Annotated in this window: 15 protein-coding genes; 3 read left to right on the top strand and 12 right to left on the bottom strand. The window is 66.7% G+C overall.

What is annotated here, in order from left to right:
- Positions 1 to 3: 3 nt before the first annotated feature.
- From secD to J2X06_RS05730, 5 genes are all read right to left on the bottom strand, one after another.
- Entirely contained in the window at positions 4 to 1,875 is a 1,872-nt protein-coding gene (gene secD / locus J2X06_RS05750; RefSeq protein WP_310059478.1) for a protein translocase subunit SecD, read from the bottom strand.
- Positions 1,876 to 1,932: 57 nt separating this feature from the next.
- A complete protein-coding gene (gene yajC / locus J2X06_RS05745; RefSeq protein ID WP_310059475.1) occupies positions 1,933 to 2,271 on the bottom strand; it encodes a preprotein translocase subunit YajC in 339 nt (112 codons plus the stop codon).
- A 150-nt stretch (positions 2,272 to 2,421) separates the two neighbouring features.
- Complete coding sequence (gene tgt / locus J2X06_RS05740) at positions 2,422 to 3,531, bottom strand: tRNA guanosine(34) transglycosylase Tgt (protein ID WP_310059473.1); 1,110 nt, start codon at positions 3,529 to 3,531, stop codon at positions 2,422 to 2,424.
- Between the two features lie 160 nt (positions 3,532 to 3,691).
- Complete coding sequence (queA, locus tag J2X06_RS05735) at positions 3,692 to 4,816, bottom strand: tRNA preQ1(34) S-adenosylmethionine ribosyltransferase-isomerase QueA (RefSeq protein ID WP_310059470.1); 1,125 nt, start codon at positions 4,814 to 4,816, stop codon at positions 3,692 to 3,694.
- Positions 4,817 to 4,906: 90 nt separating this feature from the next.
- Positions 4,907 to 5,338 (bottom strand): Lrp/AsnC family transcriptional regulator, encoded by a 432-nt coding sequence (locus tag J2X06_RS05730; RefSeq protein ID WP_310059466.1) that lies wholly within the window; start codon positions 5,336 to 5,338, stop codon positions 4,907 to 4,909.
- A gap of 121 nt (positions 5,339 to 5,459) precedes the next feature.
- Between J2X06_RS05730 and J2X06_RS05725 the strand changes: the two genes are divergently transcribed.
- Both J2X06_RS05725 and upp read left to right on the top strand, forming a co-directional pair.
- The gene (locus J2X06_RS05725) at positions 5,460 to 6,956 is read left to right on the top strand and encodes an aminotransferase class III-fold pyridoxal phosphate-dependent enzyme (protein ID WP_310059463.1); all 1,497 of its coding nucleotides are present in this window, start codon (positions 5,460 to 5,462) and stop codon (positions 6,954 to 6,956) included.
- Between the two features lie 193 nt (positions 6,957 to 7,149).
- Entirely contained in the window at positions 7,150 to 7,782 is a 633-nt protein-coding gene (upp, locus tag J2X06_RS05720; protein WP_310059460.1) for a uracil phosphoribosyltransferase, read from the top strand.
- An 89-nt stretch (positions 7,783 to 7,871) separates the two neighbouring features.
- Here upp and J2X06_RS05715 read toward each other — a convergent pair whose 3' ends face one another.
- The 7 genes from J2X06_RS05715 to rsmD form a co-directional block, all read right to left on the bottom strand.
- A complete protein-coding gene (locus J2X06_RS05715) occupies positions 7,872 to 8,645 on the bottom strand; it encodes a TMEM43 family protein (RefSeq protein ID WP_310059458.1) in 774 nt (257 codons plus the stop codon).
- Positions 8,642 to 9,532, bottom strand: a complete 891-nt coding sequence (locus J2X06_RS05710; RefSeq protein ID WP_310059455.1) for an MBL fold metallo-hydrolase — start codon at positions 9,530 to 9,532, stop codon at positions 8,642 to 8,644. The genes J2X06_RS05715 and J2X06_RS05710 overlap by 4 nt, the downstream gene beginning before the upstream one ends.
- Positions 9,533 to 9,614: 82 nt before the next feature.
- Positions 9,615 to 11,354: a gamma-glutamyltransferase gene (gene ggt, locus J2X06_RS05705; RefSeq protein ID WP_310059453.1), complete on the bottom strand. Its 1,740-nt coding sequence runs from the start codon at positions 11,352 to 11,354 to the stop codon at positions 9,615 to 9,617.
- Complete coding sequence (locus J2X06_RS05700; RefSeq protein ID WP_310059450.1) at positions 11,354 to 11,608, bottom strand: YfhL family 4Fe-4S dicluster ferredoxin; 255 nt, start codon at positions 11,606 to 11,608, stop codon at positions 11,354 to 11,356. Before J2X06_RS05700 ends, ggt begins: the two co-directional genes overlap by 1 nt.
- A 204-nt stretch (positions 11,609 to 11,812) precedes the next feature.
- Positions 11,813 to 12,301, bottom strand: a complete 489-nt coding sequence (locus J2X06_RS05695) for a hypothetical protein (RefSeq protein ID WP_310059447.1) — start codon at positions 12,299 to 12,301, stop codon at positions 11,813 to 11,815.
- Between the two features lie 41 nt (positions 12,302 to 12,342).
- On the bottom strand, positions 12,343 to 12,846 hold the full coding sequence (coaD, locus tag J2X06_RS05690) for a pantetheine-phosphate adenylyltransferase (protein ID WP_310059444.1): 504 nt from the start codon (positions 12,844 to 12,846) through the stop codon (positions 12,343 to 12,345).
- The gene (gene rsmD, locus J2X06_RS05685) at positions 12,843 to 13,493 is read right to left on the bottom strand and encodes a 16S rRNA (guanine(966)-N(2))-methyltransferase RsmD (RefSeq protein ID WP_310059441.1); all 651 of its coding nucleotides are present in this window, start codon (positions 13,491 to 13,493) and stop codon (positions 12,843 to 12,845) included. The genes coaD and rsmD overlap by 4 nt, the downstream gene beginning before the upstream one ends.
- A gap of 64 nt (positions 13,494 to 13,557) precedes the next feature.
- Here rsmD and ftsY point away from each other — a divergent pair, with 64 nt between their 5' ends.
- Positions 13,558 to 14,817 carry a signal recognition particle-docking protein FtsY gene (gene ftsY, locus J2X06_RS05680; RefSeq protein ID WP_310059438.1) on the top strand — a complete coding sequence of 420 codons (1,260 nt, stop codon included), beginning with the start codon at positions 13,558 to 13,560 and terminating at the stop codon, positions 14,815 to 14,817.
- The last annotated feature ends 17 nt before the right edge of the window (positions 14,818 to 14,834 follow it).

The raw sequence follows: 14,834 nt of genomic DNA, 5'->3' as shown, positions 1-14,834 counted from the left end.
CCGTCAGATCCAGATGGACTTCAGCTTGCGACGACCACCGTAGAACAGCGTGGCCAGGGCGCGCGAGACGCCGACCGCGGTGTACAGCGAGGTCAGGATGCCGACCAGCATCGACACCGCGAAGCCCTTGACCGGACCGGTGCCGAACGCGAACAGGGCAATGCCGGCGAGGATGGCGGTGAGGTTGGCGTCGGCGATGGTGCCCGAGGCGCGCTCGTAACCCTCGGCGATCGCGGTCTGCGGCGGCAACCCCAGTCGCAACTCCTCGCGTATGCGTTCGTTGATCAGCACGTTGGCGTCCACCGACATGCCCACCGTCAGCGCGATGCCCGCCAGGCCAGGCAAGGTCAGCGTGGCGCCGAACAACGACATCACCGCGATCAGCATCAGCATGTTCAGCAGCAGCGCCAGGCAGGTGATGACGCCGAACATGCGGTAATAGAACAGGAAGAAGATCAGCGCGAACGCGAACGAATACAGGACCGCGGTCAGGCCGCGCTCGACGTTCTCGCGACCCAGGCTCGGGCCGACGATGCGTTCCTCGATGAAGTCCATCGGCGCCGCCAGCGAACCCGAGCGCAGCAGCAGCGCCAGGTCGGCCGCCTCCTTGCTGCTATCCAGGCCGGTGGTCTGGAAGTCCTTGCCGAACACGCCGTTGATGTTGGCCACCGAGATCACTTCCTCGTTGATCTTGGTCGTGCGCACTTCCTTGCCGTCGACCACGCGCACTTCCGGCACGCGTTCGATGTACACCACCGCCATCGGCTTGCCGACGTTCTCGCTGGTGAAGTCGAACATGCGCTGGCCGCCCACGGCGTTGAGGCGCACGGATACGGACGGGCTGCCGCTCTGCGGATCCATGCCCGAGGTCGCGCCGACGAGCTGGTCGCCGGAAGCGATCACGCGCTTGTTGAGCAGGATCGGCATCGGCTTGCCGTCCGGACCCGGATCCTTGCGGTAATAGACGCGCGCCTCGGGCGGCACCACGCCGCTGGACACTGCGTCGTACGCGTTGCCTTCGACCACGGCGCGGTATTCAAGCGTCGCCGTGGCACCGAGGATGCGCTTGGCCTGGGCGGTGTCCTGCACGCCCGGCAGCTGCACGACGATGCGGTCGCTGCCCTGGCGCTGGATGATCGGCTCGGCTACGCCCAGTGCGTTGATGCGGTTGCGCAGCGTGCCGATGTTCTGCTCGATCGCGTCGAGCGCCATGCGCTGCAACTCGGCGTCCGGCACCTTGGCGGCGACCGAATTGCCCTGGACCTCAACCAGCACGTTCGGCTGGTTCTTGGCGATCAACTCGCGCGCCTTCTCCGCGTCGGCCGGGTTGCCCACCGTGGCGATAAGGGTGTTGTTGGCGCGGCGCTCGACCGACTCGTAGCGGACGTGGCCGTCCCGCAGCACCACGCGCATGTCTTCGGCCGTCGCCTCCAGGCGCTTGTCCAGCGCAGCCTTCTGATCGACCTGCATCAGGAAGTGCACGCCACCCTGCAGGTCCAGGCCGAGCAGCATCGGCTTGGCTCCGATCTTCTCCAGCCAGTTCGGCACGTTCGAGGCCAGGTTCAGCGCCACCACATACTCGTTGCCGAGCGAATCGCGCAGCGCATCGGCGGACTTGACCTGCTGGTCGGGATTATTGAGGCGGACCAGCAGGTTGCCCTTGCGATCATCCAGTTCGATCGCCTTGGGCGAGACGCCGGCCTTCCCCAGGCTGTTTCCGACGCGCGTGCGCAGCGCCTGGTCGATCTTGGCGCCGTGGTTGGCGGTGACCTGCACCGACGGATCCTGAGGGAAGATGTTGGGCACGGCATACACCGCGCTCAACAGCAAGACGATCAGGATGACGAAGTATTTCCAGCGCGGGTAAGTCAGCATCTAGGGCCCCTGCGGCGACCCTCCGGCCGCCGTTGCATCAAATGTCGTGGCGACGGCTCAGGCCGACTTCAAGGTGCCCTTGGGCAGCACGTTGGCGATCGCGCCCTTCTGCAGGCGGATGCGCACGTTGTCGGCGATCTCGACCGTGATGAAGTTCTCGCCGATGTCGGTGACGGTGCCGGCGATGCCGCCGTTGGTCAGCACCTCGTCACCCTTGGACAGTTTCTCCAGCATGGCGCGATGCTCCTTCTGCCGCTTCATCTGCGGGCGGATCATCAGGAAGTACATGACACCGATCAGCAGGATCGGGAACAGCAGCGTCATCATGCCGCCGCCTGCGGGCTGGCCGGCAGCCTGGGCATGGGCGGGGGAGATCACGAGGTCAAGCAGGTTCATGACGAATGTCCTGAATCGAAAAATAGCGGGGGATTATGCCACGAGGCCCCGTTCTCCTTCTCCCGCCCGGCGGGAGAAGGTGCCCGGAGGGCGGATGAGGGCGCGTTTTGCCGTTGGCGGGCCTGCCCTCATCCACCTCCCGCGAATGGGCTATTCGGCGCGGGCTGCGTAGAACGACTCGCGGAAGGCGGCAAAGGTTCCCAGGGCGATGGCTTCGCGCATCTGCGCCATCAGGCGCTGGTAGTAACGAAGGTTGTGCAGGGTGCCCAGCATCGGCGCCAGCATTTCGCCGCAACGGTCCAGATGGCGCAGGTAGCTGCGGCTGAAACCGCGGGTGCAGGCATAACAATCGCAGCCTTCCTCGATCGGCCGCGTGTCGCGCTCGTACTTGGCGTTGCGCACCCGCACCGTGCCGAACGAGGTGAAGTAATGGCCATTGCGCGCATTGCGGGTGGGCATGACGCAGTCGAACATGTCGATGCCGCGGGCCACGCCCTCGACCAGGTCCTCGGGCCGCCCCACCCCCATCAGGTAGCGCGGCCGGTCCTCGGGCAACTGTGGGCAGGTGTGCTCGAGCATGTGGTTGCGCTCGGCCTCCGGCTCGCCGACGGCCAGCCCGCCAATGGCATAGCCGTCGAATCCGATCGCCTTGAGCCCGTCCGCCGAGCGATCGCGCAACGCCGGATGTACTCCGCCCTGGACGATGCCGAACAGCGCCGCGTCGTTGCCCTCGTGCGCGCGCTTGCTGCGCTCGGCCCAGCGCAGGCTCAGGTCCATGGACTTGCGCGCCACTTCCTCGGTGGCCGGGTAAGGCGTGCACTCATCGAAGATCATCACCACGTCCGAGTCGAGCACCTTCTGGATATGCATGCTCTCTTCGGGCCCGAGGAAGACCTTGCTGCCGTCGGTTGGCGCGGCGAAGGTCACGCCCTGCTCTGTGATCTTGCGCTTGTGCGCCAACGAGAACACCTGGAAGCCGCCCGAGTCGGTCAGGATCGGGCCGTCCCAGCGGCCGAAGCCGTGCAGGCCGCCGTGGTCGGCGATGACGTCCAGGCCCGGACGCAGGTACAGGTGGAAGGTGTTGCCCAGGATGATCTCGGCGCCCAGCTCACGCACTTGTTCGGGCATCACACCCTTGACCGAACCGTAGGTGCCGACCGGCATGAAGGCCGGCGTCTCCACGGTGCCGCGCGGAAACGTCAGCCGGCCGCGGCGGGCAGTGCCGTCGGTGCGCAACAGCTCGAAGGACATCCGGCTCATGCGACGGTTTCCGCTCGACGTCCGATTTGTCCGCCATCCCGGCGAACGCCGGGATCCATTTTGTTGTTGCTGATGCTGTCCAAGGTTAAAGCCAGGAAAAAATCGAAATGGATCCCGGCGTTCGCCGGGAGGACGTCAATGAGGTTCCCGCGGCGACATGTCATGACGTCGATTCCGGGTACAACAACATCGCATCGCCGTAAGAGAAGAAACGGTAACGCTCGCGTATTGCATGCTCGTAAGCCGCGAACACGCGGGCTTTGCCGGCAAACGCAGACACCAGCATCAGCAGCGTGCTTTCCGGCAGATGGAAATTGGTGATCAGTGCATCGACCGAACGGATGCGGTACCCCGGCAGAATGAAAAGACGGGTCTCGCCCGCATAGGGCTTGAGCTCGCCATCCCGCATCGCGCTTTCCAGCGCACGCACGACCGTCGTGCCCACCGCGATCACGCGCCCGCCGGCCTGGCGGGTGCGGCGGATCTGTTCGATCAGCCCGGCACCGACGTTGAGCCACTCGCTGTGCATCACGTGCTGGTCGAGTTCCTCCACACGCACGGGCTGGAACGTGCCGGCGCCGACGTGCAGGGTGACATGGCCAAACTCCACGCCGCGCGCCTTGAGCGCCTCCAGCAGCGCCTCGTCGAAATGCAGCCCGGCAGTAGGCGCGGCGACCGCGCCAACCTCGCGCGCGAACACCGTCTGGTAGCGGGTGTCGTCCTCGCTGCCGGCGTCGCGCTGGATGTACGGCGGCAACGGCAGGCGCCCGGCGTGCAGCAGCCACTTTTCCAGCGACTCGCCGATGTCGAAGCGCAGCCGGTAGAACTCGCCCTCGCGTCCCAGCACCTCGGCCTCGCCGCCGGCATCGAGCAGGATGCGGGCGCCGGCCTTGGGCGACTTGCTCACGCCCAACTGGGCGCGGGCCTCATGGCCGCCGAGCAGGCGTTCGATCAGGATTTCGACCCGGCCTCCGCTGGTCTTCTGCCCGAACAGGCGCGCCGGAATCACGCGTGTGTCGTTGAACACCAGCAGGTCGCCCGGCGCGAGCAGCCCGGGCAGGTCCTGGAACACGCGGTCCTGGAACGCGCGGTCCTGGAACGCGCGGTCCTGGAACGCGCGGTCCTGGAACGCGCGATCTTGGAATGCGCGGTCCTCGAAATGCCCGCTTGGGGCACCCACACGCAACGGCGGCACCACCAGCAACCGGCTGGCCGAGCGCTCGGGCAGCGGCACCTGGGCGATCAGCTCCGGCGGCAGCTCATAATGGAAATCGGACTTCTTCAAGAGGACTGGGGCGGCTGGCTGGCGACAGGACCGGCCATTGTAAGAGGTCCGCCGGTGCGAAGCCTCGCCGTCCCGGCCCGGCGCCCCGGCCTAGCGCTCGAATTTCGCAGACAGGACGATCGACGAGGTCGTCCGCTCGACCCCGTCGATACCGCCGATCCGGTCGGTCAGCTCATCCATCGCCGCCACCGACGGCGCCACCCCCAGCGCGACCAGGTCGAACGGGCCGCTGACCGAATGCAGCGCGCGCACCTCCGGCATCGCATGCAGCGCGGCGACGACCGCGGCCATCTGCTTGGGCAGCACCGTGATCATGATGTGGGCTCGGATGTGGCCGCGCTCGGCCTCGTCGTGGACGCGCACGGTATAGCCGTCGATCACGCCCTGTCGTTCCAGCCGCTCGATCCGGCTGTGCACGGTGGTCCGCGACAGCTTCAGCCGGCGCGCGATCTCGGCTGTCGAGGCACGCGCGTTCTCCCGCAGCACCGACAAAAGTTGCTGGTCTTCATCGGTGATCTTCATTGTGTACGCCCATTCTCGTCGAATCGACGAAATTATCCGATATTTCGTACAAAGTTCTACTGTCTTTCGACGATTTAATTCAGATAATAAGAAGATTGCGCCCGAACCCAGGAGAATCCCCATGGCCGTCATCGACCGACTCGCCCCGCTGCGCGCCCACCAGGGTCGCCGCCGCACCCTGGGCCTGGACGACGCCACGGTCGTCCGTTTCGCTACCAGCCACGCCGAACTGATCGAAGTCATCGAGGCTGCCGGGCAGGAATACGAGCGCCTGAAGGACGACTTCGCCGACCTGCTCGATCTCGACGAGGACGCACAGGTCCAGGCCGTGCAGGCCGGCTACATCAATTTCTATCCGGACGACGCGGTCAACCCGTACGTCGCATTGGCCGCGCGCGGCCCGTGGATCGTCACGCTCAAGGGCGCGGTGCTGCACGACTCCGGCGGCTACGGCATGCTCGGCTTCGGTCATGCGCCCAAGGCCGTGATCGCGGCGATGGCCAAGCCGCAGGCGATGGCCAACATCATGACCCCGTCGTTGTCGCAACTGCGCTTCGATCGCGCGATCCGCGCCGCGATTGGCGTCGCTCGCGGCGGCTGCCCGTACGACAAGTTCCTGTGCCTGAATTCCGGCTCCGAATCGGTCTCGCTCGCCGCACGCATCGCCGACGTCAACACCAAGCTGATGACCGACGCAGGCGGCAGGCATGCCGGCCGCACGATCAAGCGCGTCGTGGTCAAGGGCAGCTTCCACGGCCGCACCGAGCGCCCTGCGCTGTATTCGGACTCCTCGCGCAAGACCTACATGCAGTACCTGGCCAGCTTCCGCGGCGAGGACACGCTGCTCACCGTCGAGCCGTACGACATCGATGCCCTCAAGCAGGTCTTCGCCGATGCCGACGCCAACGGCTGGTTCATCGAGGCGATGTTCCTTGAGCCAGTGATGGGCGAAGGCGACCCGGGACGCAGCGTGCCGCCGGCGTTCTATGCCGCCGCGCGCGAGCTGACCCGTTCGCATGGATCGCTGCTGCTGGTCGATTCGATCCAGGCCGGCCTGCGCGCGCACGGCGTGCTGTCGATCATCGACTACCCGGGTTTCGAGAAGCTCGACCCGCCGGACATGGAGACGTACTCCAAGGCGCTCAACGCCGGCCAGTACCCGCTGTCGGTGCTGGCAGTCGGCACGCGCGCCGCCGAGCTCTACAAGAAGGGCCTGTACGGCAACACCATGACCACCAACCCGCGTGCGCTCGATGTCGCCTGCGCGGTGATGGAACAGGTCACGCCGGCCGTGCGCGGGAACATCCGCGCGCGGGGCGCCGAGGCGCTGGAGAAGCTCGAGAAGCTCAAGGCCGAACTCGGCGGCATGATCACCAAGGTGCAGGGCACCGGCCTGCTGTTCTCGTGCGAACTCGCGCCGCAGTTCAAGTGCTACGGCGCCGGCTCGACCGAGGAATGGCTGCGCGAACATGGCCTCGGCGTGATCCACGGCGGCGTCAATTCGCTGCGCTTCACGCCGACGTTCACCATCACCAGCGAGGAGATCGACCTGCTGGTATCGATGGTCGCGCGCGCGTTGAAGGAAGGTCCGCGCGCGCAGCAGGCGGCGGCAGCTTGACCCCATCCCCCTCTCCCTGACCGCCTTGCGGCGGTCGTCCCTCCCCCGCAGGGAGAGTGGGATGGGTCATTTGCGAGCGGGCGCGGTACGGTGTGACCTTGCCGGGATCGCCTCTCCCCTCAGGGGAGAGGCGCGAAGCGTCATGGAGAGGGCACACTCTCCTCCTCCATTGCCTCCACTGCCAGGCACGCCCGTGAAAATCGTCGAAGTCCGCCATCCGCTGGTGCAACACAAGCTCGGCCTGATGCGCGTGGGCCACATCAGCACCAAGGAATTCCGCGAACTCGCCTCCGAGGTCGCCACACTGCTGACTTACGAGGCAACGGCCGATCTGGAAACCGAGGACTTCGTGGTCCAGGGCTGGGCCGGGCCAGTGACGACGCAACGCATCAAGGGCGCCAAGGTCACGCTGGTACCGATCCTGCGCGCCGGACTGGGCATGCTGCCCGGCGTGCTGGAGCTGATCCCGGCGGCGAAGGTCGGCGTGGTCGGCCTGCAGCGCGACGAGAAGACGCTGCATCCGGTCGGCTACTACGAGAAGCTCACCGGCCGCATGGACGAGCGCACGGCGATCATCCTCGACCCGATGCTGGCCACCGGCGGCACGCTGATCGCCACCGTCGACATGCTCAAGACGGCGGGCTGCAAGCGCATCAAGGGATTGTTCCTGGTTGCCGCGCCGGAAGGACTGCGGGCGCTCGAATCACGGCATCCGGACGTGGAGGTCTACACCGCTTCGATCGATGAGCGGTTGAACGAAGTGGGCTACATCCTGCCCGGCCTGGGCGATGCGGGTGACAAGATCTTCGGCACCAAGCATTACTGAATGCACGTCTTCTAACCGTAGGGTGGGCCTTGGCCCACCTTTGTTCGCGAGGAAACCACCGCCGAAGCAAAGCGGGGCTCAAGCCCGCCCTACGGCGACTTTGCGCGGCTGGCGTGCGCGCGGCGGTGGCGCCGTCGCAGCAGTACGACGACCAGCATCACCGCCATCAAACCGCCCACGAGCCACGTCGTGGTGCGCGACAGTGCTCCTGAGCCATTCGGACCGGATGCGGGCTCCTCGTCCGGCGGCCTTCCCTGCATCGCATCGGGCCTGAGGCGCCAGCCGCCACCGCGCCATTCCACCCGTCCTGCGAGCGGTGGCAGACGCAATTCACGCCAGCGCACTCGCAGGTCGCCGATCTGCGGATCGAGGGGGTTCTCGGCACTGCCCAGGCCATCGCCTTCCGGCTGGAACGACGCGGCCAGGTTGGCCGGCAGCCGCGAGAAGCTCGGGCGGAAGACGTGCCACTCGCCCAGGACCTGCAACACCGCCAGATCCAGTGGTTGGCCGTCCAGCGTGGCCGAGTCGGACCACCAGCGACGACTGTCGAGTGGAATCTTCGTCGGATTCTCGTGCCCCGGAGCAAAGCCGGAGGAGTCGATCGGCGCGGAGTTCCATACCCGGGCATAGCCTTCACCATCGGCGCGCCACTGGTACATCTCGACCTGACGATCGAGACCGAACTGCCGCGAAACCACGCCGAAATCGCGATCGCGCAACGCCTCGCCAGGCTGTGGGTCGTCCACCGGCTCGATCGGCGCGACGGGCTGTACCGATTGCGCCGACTGCGCCGGTTGCGCCATCGCCACCGTCGCCAGCATCAGCATCGGTGCGAGCGCCGCCCTCGCCCAGGCGGGGGTCATGCCGTCAGCGTCCTCGCATGCAGCTCGGCCACCTCGTGCACGGTACCGAACTTGCCTTTTTCGTCCTGCGTGACCTGCGCCAGCGCGCATTGCGGATCGTGGGTGAAAAACAGATGGACGTTACGCGCGAGCTTGTCGGCCAGGAACGACTTCTTCTCGTCGATCAGCAGTTCCGCGTTGCGGTCGTAGCCCATGGTGATGGGCACGTGCACCCACGGCCGCCCGGGAATCAGGTCGGCGCAGAACACCACGCCGCCATGCGGCTCGCCATTCACCATTTCAGGCCCGACGATCTCCGCCAGCATCAATCCCGGCGTGTGGCCATCGCTGTAATGGAATCGAACGGTCTTTCCGAGCATCTTCGAGTACTGGCCATCGACCAACTCCAGGCGACCGGTCGCCTCCAGCAGGCCGACCAGCTCCGGTATGAAGCTGGCGCGATCGCGCGGATGCGGTTGTTTGGCTCGTTCGAAATGCTCGCGGCCAACCAGATAGCTGGCGTTGGGGAACAGCAGGTGCGGCGCCTGACCTTCTGCCCAGGGCGCCAAAAGGCCGCCGGCATGGTCGAAATGCAGATGCGACAGCACGACCACGTCGATGTCGTCCGGCTGGAAGCCCGCCGCGGCCAGCGAGTCGACCAGCACATGACGCTCCTCGACCACGCCGTAGCGCTCGCGCAACTTCGGCTCGAAGAAGGCGCCGATGCCGGCTTCGAACAGCACCGTCTTTCCGTTCAACGGACTGGCCAGCAGCGCACGGCAGGCCAGGTCGATGCGGTTTTGCTCGTCCGGCGGTGCCCACTTGGCCCACATCGCCCGAGGCGCATTGCCGAACATCGCGCCGCCATCGAGTTTCTGGCTGTTGCCCAGTACCGACCAGAGTTTCATGTCCTGCACACCGGTTCGCTTCTGATCAGTGGATTTTAGCGCGCCGGAACTGAACTCGGCTCGCTGCAGCACGATTACGTGCTCAGCGCACGGGAGCGGACTCCACTACCGCCGCCTTGCCAACGGGATTGCGCGGATCGGTGCCGGCTTCAAGCGTATTGCTGCGCTTGTCCCAGGACACCGTCTGCAGGTTGCCCCAGGGGTTCTCTCCGGCGTTGACCTTGTGCCCCATCGCCTCCAGCGCGGCCACGGTTTCGGCATCGAGCGCGCCTTTTTCGGCCGAGATCACGTCGGGCATCCACTGGTGGTGGATGCGAGGCAAGGCGGCCACGCCCTGCGCGTCCAGTCCCCAGTCATAGCCGAGGATGCCCAGCAGCACTTCGGTGATGATCCGGCTGCCGCCGGGGGCGCCGACCACCGCGATCTTGTCCCTGGACTCGATGAAGCTCGGCGTCATCGAGCTGAGCATGCGCTTGCCTGGCTCCGGCGCATTGGCGGCAAAACCCATCACGCCGAACGCATTCGGCGTGCCAGGACGCAGCGCGAAGTCGTCCATCTCATTGTTGAGCAGCACGCCCGTGCCTGGCACCACCATGCCCGAGCCGTAAAGCAGGTTGACCGTCTGCGTCACCGACACACGGTTGCCGTTCGCGTCGATGATCGAGAAGTGGGTGGTCTCATCGTCTTCCAGCGGCGCCGGCTGGCCCGGCAGCAGATCGCTGGGCGTGGCCTTGGACGGATGGATCGTGGCGCGCAACCCGGCGGCGTAGTCGGAACTGGTCAGGCGCGCCAGCGGCATCTTCACGAAGTCCGGATCGCCCAGGTAGATCGTGCGGTCGCGAAACGCGCGTCGCATCGCTTCGGCGATCAGGTGCGTGCGCTGCGCCGCATCGAGCTTGGTCAAGTCCCAGCCGGACAGCATCTGCAGCATTTCGGCGATCGCCACGCCACCCGACGACGGCGGCGGCGCGGTGGTGATCGCCCAGTCGCGATACTGGAAGCGAAGCGGCTCGCGTTCCTTGACGCGATAGCCGGTCAGCTCGTCGGCGCGCCATTGGCCGCCCTCTTCCTTCACCGCGGCCAGCAGCTTGCTGGCGACTTCGCCACGGTAAAAGCCATCGAAGCCTTTCTCGGCCAGCAACTCCAGCGTGCGGGCCAGGTCAGGCTGCTTGAGAATCTCGCCCGCCGTCGGCGGCGTGCCGTCGGCAAGGAACACTTCGCGCGTACCGCGATAACGCTCCATCACCTGGCGGCGGCTGCCATAGCCGCGTTCGAGGCGCGGATAGATTTCGAAACCTTCGCGGGCGATGCGGATCGCCGGTTGCAGCGACGTCTTCAACGGCAGTCGGCCGTACTTCTTCGCCACGTGCACCAGCGCCGCCGGCAGGCCGGGAATGCCGGCCGACCACGGCCCGTTGGTGGCGCGGTCGCGGTTGAGTTCGCCCTTCTCGTCGAGGAACGCGGCGGGCGTTGCCGATGCCGGCGCGGTTTCGCGCGCATCGACGAAGATGTCCTTGCCGCTCTTGGCATCGTGCAGCAGGAAGAAGCCGCCGCCACCGATGCCGGAGCTGATCGGCTCCACCACGGCCAGGGCAGCGGACACCGCGACCGCGGCATCGAAGGCATTGCCGCCGGCGCGGATGATCTCCAGGCCCGCATCGGTCGCCAGTGCGTGGGCGCTGGCGATCGCCGTGCCGGGCGGGCGCGCGGCGCTTGCGGCGGTCGGAGTGGTCTTGGGAGCTGCCTGCAGTGGCAGCGTTGCGGTGAACAGCAGACAGGCGGACAACAAGCTCGTTGACAGCGCACGCAACGCTGGATGCATCAGGTCGGCTCCTGCTGCAGCCTGGCCAGCTTGGCCAGCAGCTGCTCGTGGGATTCGGGGTGGTCCGGATCGGGGTCGATGCACTCGACCGGACAGACGACGACGCACTGCGGCTCGTCGAAGTGGCCGACGCACTCGGTGCAACGCGCCGGATCGATCACGTAGATGGTCTCGCCCTGCGAAATCGCCTGGTTCGGACAGGCCGGTTCACAGACGTCGCAGTTGACGCAGAGCTCGTTGATCTTGAGGGACATGAATCTCTGGTGCCGACGGCGCCTTGCAGGGCGTCTGTTCGACTTTACTCGTCAATTCCGCGAGGGCGGGAATCCAGTGGCTTTCTCGGGCATGACGATTCAGCTGTCAGGCGGTGGGTTGGGGCAAAAGACACTGGATCCCCGCCTTCGCGGGGATGACGATCCGGCAAAGCCGCGCCCGCAACGCGGGCGCGGGCCGGATCGTTACTTGGCTTCGACGAACTTGTAGTCGACGCCTGCCGGTGCCACGGCAGCCTTGACGCGATCGTTGTCGGCGGCCGCGCCGATGAACAGCACCTTCACGCCCTTCATCGAACCGGGCTGGGCCTTGGAGAAGGCGGCAATGGTCAGGTCGGCGGTCTTGGCCGAGGTCGGCGAGCCGAAGGCCAGCAGGTTGCCTTCCAGGATGCCGCGCGAGATGTCCGTCTGCGCCTTCTCGAGCTGGCGGTCGTAGTAGCCCTGGAAGTCCTGCGAACCCTCCGCCGGCAGCACGTACACGTAGGTGTTGCTGACGCCGTCGAGATTGCGCTTGACCACGTCGGTCAGGTAGGCGTTCCACGCGTTCTCGTCGCTGGTGGTCGGTGCGGTCAGCGGCGCTTCGACGGCGGCGACCTTCTGCTCTTCCTTCTTGCAGGCGGCAAGGAAGGGCAGCGAAAGGCAGGCGATCAGCAGCAGGCGGGTGGCGTTCTTCATGGAGGAAATCCCCTGGTTTTGAGTTGGTGTGAGGTGGGAGTTCAGGAATGGGCGCGCTTCCACTGCGCCTTCAGCGCAGCAGCGACGGCGGGAGGTACGAAACCGGAGACATCACCGCCGAGGCGTGCGATCTCGCGCACCAGCGACGAGGAAATGAATCCGTATTGCTCGGCCGGAGTGAGGAACAGCGTTTCCACTTCCGGAATCAGGTGGCGGTTCATGCTCGCCAGCTGGAATTCGTATTCGAAGTCGGACACCGCGCGCAACCCACGCAGCAGCACCCCGCCGCCGACATCGGCGACGAAATGGGCCAGCAGCGAATCGAATCCGCGCACCTCGACATGGGGGTGGTGGGCCACGGCCTTGCGTGCCAGGTCGACACGCAGGTCCAGCGGTAGCGCCGGTCCTTTGCCCGGGCTTTCGGCGACACCGATGATCAGCCGCTCGAACAGCGGCGCGGCTCGATCGACAAGATCGATGTGGCCGTTGGTGATCGGATCGAAGGTGCCGGGATAAACGGCGATGCGGTTTCGGGCCGAAGTCATTCGATGGTCTGAGGCGATGGCATGCCGCTTGCCGGGTTGTCGGAAAGTGTAGCAGCGGCCGCCGGTTGTCGCCGGTAGACCGCGAAACGGACGTCCTGGGTCCGGCCTTCCCGGTGCAGCGCCCAACCTTCCGGCAGCCCCACGCCGGCATCGTGCGGGCATTCCAGGTACAGCCATGCCGCTGGCGCCAGCCAGGGCATCAGCCGCTCCAGCGCCGCATTCCACAGTCCGGCGGCAAAGGGCGGATCGACGAGGGCGAGGTCGAAAGCCCGCGTCGGCGGGGTGGCCAGCCAGGCTAGCGCGTCGGCCTGGACGATATCGGCCGCCTCGCCTCCCGGCAAACGCGCGACCAGGGTGCGCAGCGCCGCCGCCAGGGCAGGATCGCGTTCGACCAGCACCGCCGACGCGGCCCCTCGCGAGAGCGCCTCCAGGCCAAGCGCACCGCTGCCTGCGAACAGGTCCAGTACCTTGGCTCCCGGCAGTACCGGCATCAGCCAGTTGAACAAGGTCTCGCGCACACGGTCGGATGTCGGCCGCAGTCCGGCCATGTCCGGCACCTCCAGGCGCGTTCCGCGCCAGCGACCGCCGATCAGGCGAACCTTGCCCGGCGTGGCGGCGGATGGGCGTCGTGGTGGCGATCTGTTCATCGGGCGCGTCGGAGGGCCGGTGCTAGCATGTGCGCATTCTCGCGCATTCGCCGATTCGCCTTCGATGCTCAGTTTTTTCCGCCGCAAGAAACCCCAGACCCCAACCGATGCGGCAAAGTCCGGCTCCAGCGAGCAGGACTCCCGAATCGAGGAATTGGCCGCGGCATTCCCCGACGCCGGATCGCACGACCTGCCAGCCGATCGTGCAATCGACGGTCCAATCGATAGTCCAGCCGATCGTCCAACCGACAGCCCGGACCTTCGGGCGGAAAGCCTGGAGCCGGTTCCCGCCGAAGTGATCGCCGCGGCGCTCGACGTTGAGCCGGTGCAGCAGGCGCCTTCCCAGGCGCCGTACGTCGCGCCCGAACCGGCACCGCCAACCGCCTCCGAGGCGCCCGCCGCCCCGGGCAAGTCCGGCTGGCGCGAACGCCTGCGCGGCAGCACCTTCGCGCGCAGCTTCAACGGCCTGTTCTCGCGCCATCCGCGCCTGGACGACGACCTGCTCGACGAGATCGAGACCGCGCTGATCACCGCCGACGTCGGCATCACCGCCACCACGCAGCTGATCGAATCGCTGCGCAAGCGCATGAAGGCGCGCGAGTTCGCCGACGCGCGTGCGCTGCTCGCCGCATTGCGCGCCGACCTGCTGGCGATGCTGCGGCCGGTGGCGCAGCCACTGCAAATCGACACCGAGGCCAAGCCCTTCGTGCTGCTGACCGTCGGCGTCAACGGCGTAGGCAAAACCACCACCATCGGCAAGCTCGCCAAACGCTTCAAGGACGAGAACCGCCCTCTGATGCTCGCCGCCGGCGACACCTTCCGCGCCGCCGCGGTGGCCCAGTTGCAGGCCTGGGGCGACCGCAATGGCGTGCCGGTCGTGGCGCAGGGCCAGAACGCGGACGCAGCTTCGGTTGCCTTCGACGCGCTGCAGGCGGCCAGGGCACGCGGCACCCAGGTGCTGATCGCCGACACCGCCGGCCGCCTGCACACTCAGCAGGGCCTGATGGCCGAGCTGGGCAAGATCAAGCGCGTGATCCAGAAGCTCGACGCCGGCGCCCCGCACGAAGTATTGATGGTGATCGACGGCACCACCGGCCAGAACGCGCTGTCGCAGCTGCGCCAGTTCCATGCAGCGGTCGGCGTGACCGGGCTGGTGGTGACCAAGCTCGACGGCACAGCCAAGGGCGGCGTGGTGTTCGCGTTGGCGCGCGAGTTCGGCATTCCGATCCGCTACGCCGGCATCGGCGAACGTCCGGAGGACCTGCGCGTGTTCGACGCCGAGGCGTTCGTGGACGCGTTGCTGCCCGAGTCGCTCGGCGCCTAGCGCCACCGATCGCCCGC

The organism is Lysobacter niastensis, from assembly GCF_031457115.1.
GTDB classification, from domain to species: Bacteria; Pseudomonadota; Gammaproteobacteria; order Xanthomonadales; family Xanthomonadaceae; genus Lysobacter_J; species Lysobacter_J niastensis_A.
The sequence above is the reverse complement of the archived record's forward strand: the minus strand, read 5'-3'. Positions and strand labels throughout refer to the sequence as shown.

Excerpts from the sequence above, each read along its gene's own strand:
- secD (WP_310059478.1), bottom strand. The coding sequence starts at position 1,875 with ATGCTGACTTACCCGCGCTGGAAATACTTCGTCATCCTGATCGTCTTG.
- yajC (WP_310059475.1), bottom strand. The coding sequence starts at position 2,271 with ATGAACCTGCTTGACCTCGTGATCTCCCCCGCCCATGCCCAGGCTGCC.
- tgt (WP_310059473.1), bottom strand. The coding sequence starts at position 3,531 with ATGAGCCGGATGTCCTTCGAGCTGTTGCGCACCGACGGCACTGCCCGC.
- J2X06_RS05730 (WP_310059466.1), bottom strand. The coding sequence starts at position 5,338 with ATGAAGATCACCGATGAAGACCAGCAACTTTTGTCGGTGCTGCGGGAG.
- J2X06_RS05725 (WP_310059463.1), top strand. The coding sequence starts at position 5,460 with ATGGCCGTCATCGACCGACTCGCCCCGCTGCGCGCCCACCAGGGTCGC.
- J2X06_RS05715 (WP_310059458.1), bottom strand. The coding sequence starts at position 8,645 with ATGACCCCCGCCTGGGCGAGGGCGGCGCTCGCACCGATGCTGATGCTG.
- J2X06_RS05710 (WP_310059455.1), bottom strand. The coding sequence starts at position 9,532 with ATGAAACTCTGGTCGGTACTGGGCAACAGCCAGAAACTCGATGGCGGC.
- ggt (WP_310059453.1), bottom strand. The coding sequence starts at position 11,354 with ATGCATCCAGCGTTGCGTGCGCTGTCAACGAGCTTGTTGTCCGCCTGT.
- J2X06_RS05700 (WP_310059450.1), bottom strand. The coding sequence starts at position 11,608 with ATGTCCCTCAAGATCAACGAGCTCTGCGTCAACTGCGACGTCTGTGAA.
- J2X06_RS05695 (WP_310059447.1), bottom strand. The coding sequence starts at position 12,301 with ATGAAGAACGCCACCCGCCTGCTGCTGATCGCCTGCCTTTCGCTGCCC.
- coaD (WP_310059444.1), bottom strand. The coding sequence starts at position 12,846 with ATGACTTCGGCCCGAAACCGCATCGCCGTTTATCCCGGCACCTTCGAT.
- rsmD (WP_310059441.1), bottom strand. The coding sequence starts at position 13,493 with ATGAACAGATCGCCACCACGACGCCCATCCGCCGCCACGCCGGGCAAG.
- ftsY (WP_310059438.1), top strand. The coding sequence starts at position 13,558 with ATGCTCAGTTTTTTCCGCCGCAAGAAACCCCAGACCCCAACCGATGCG.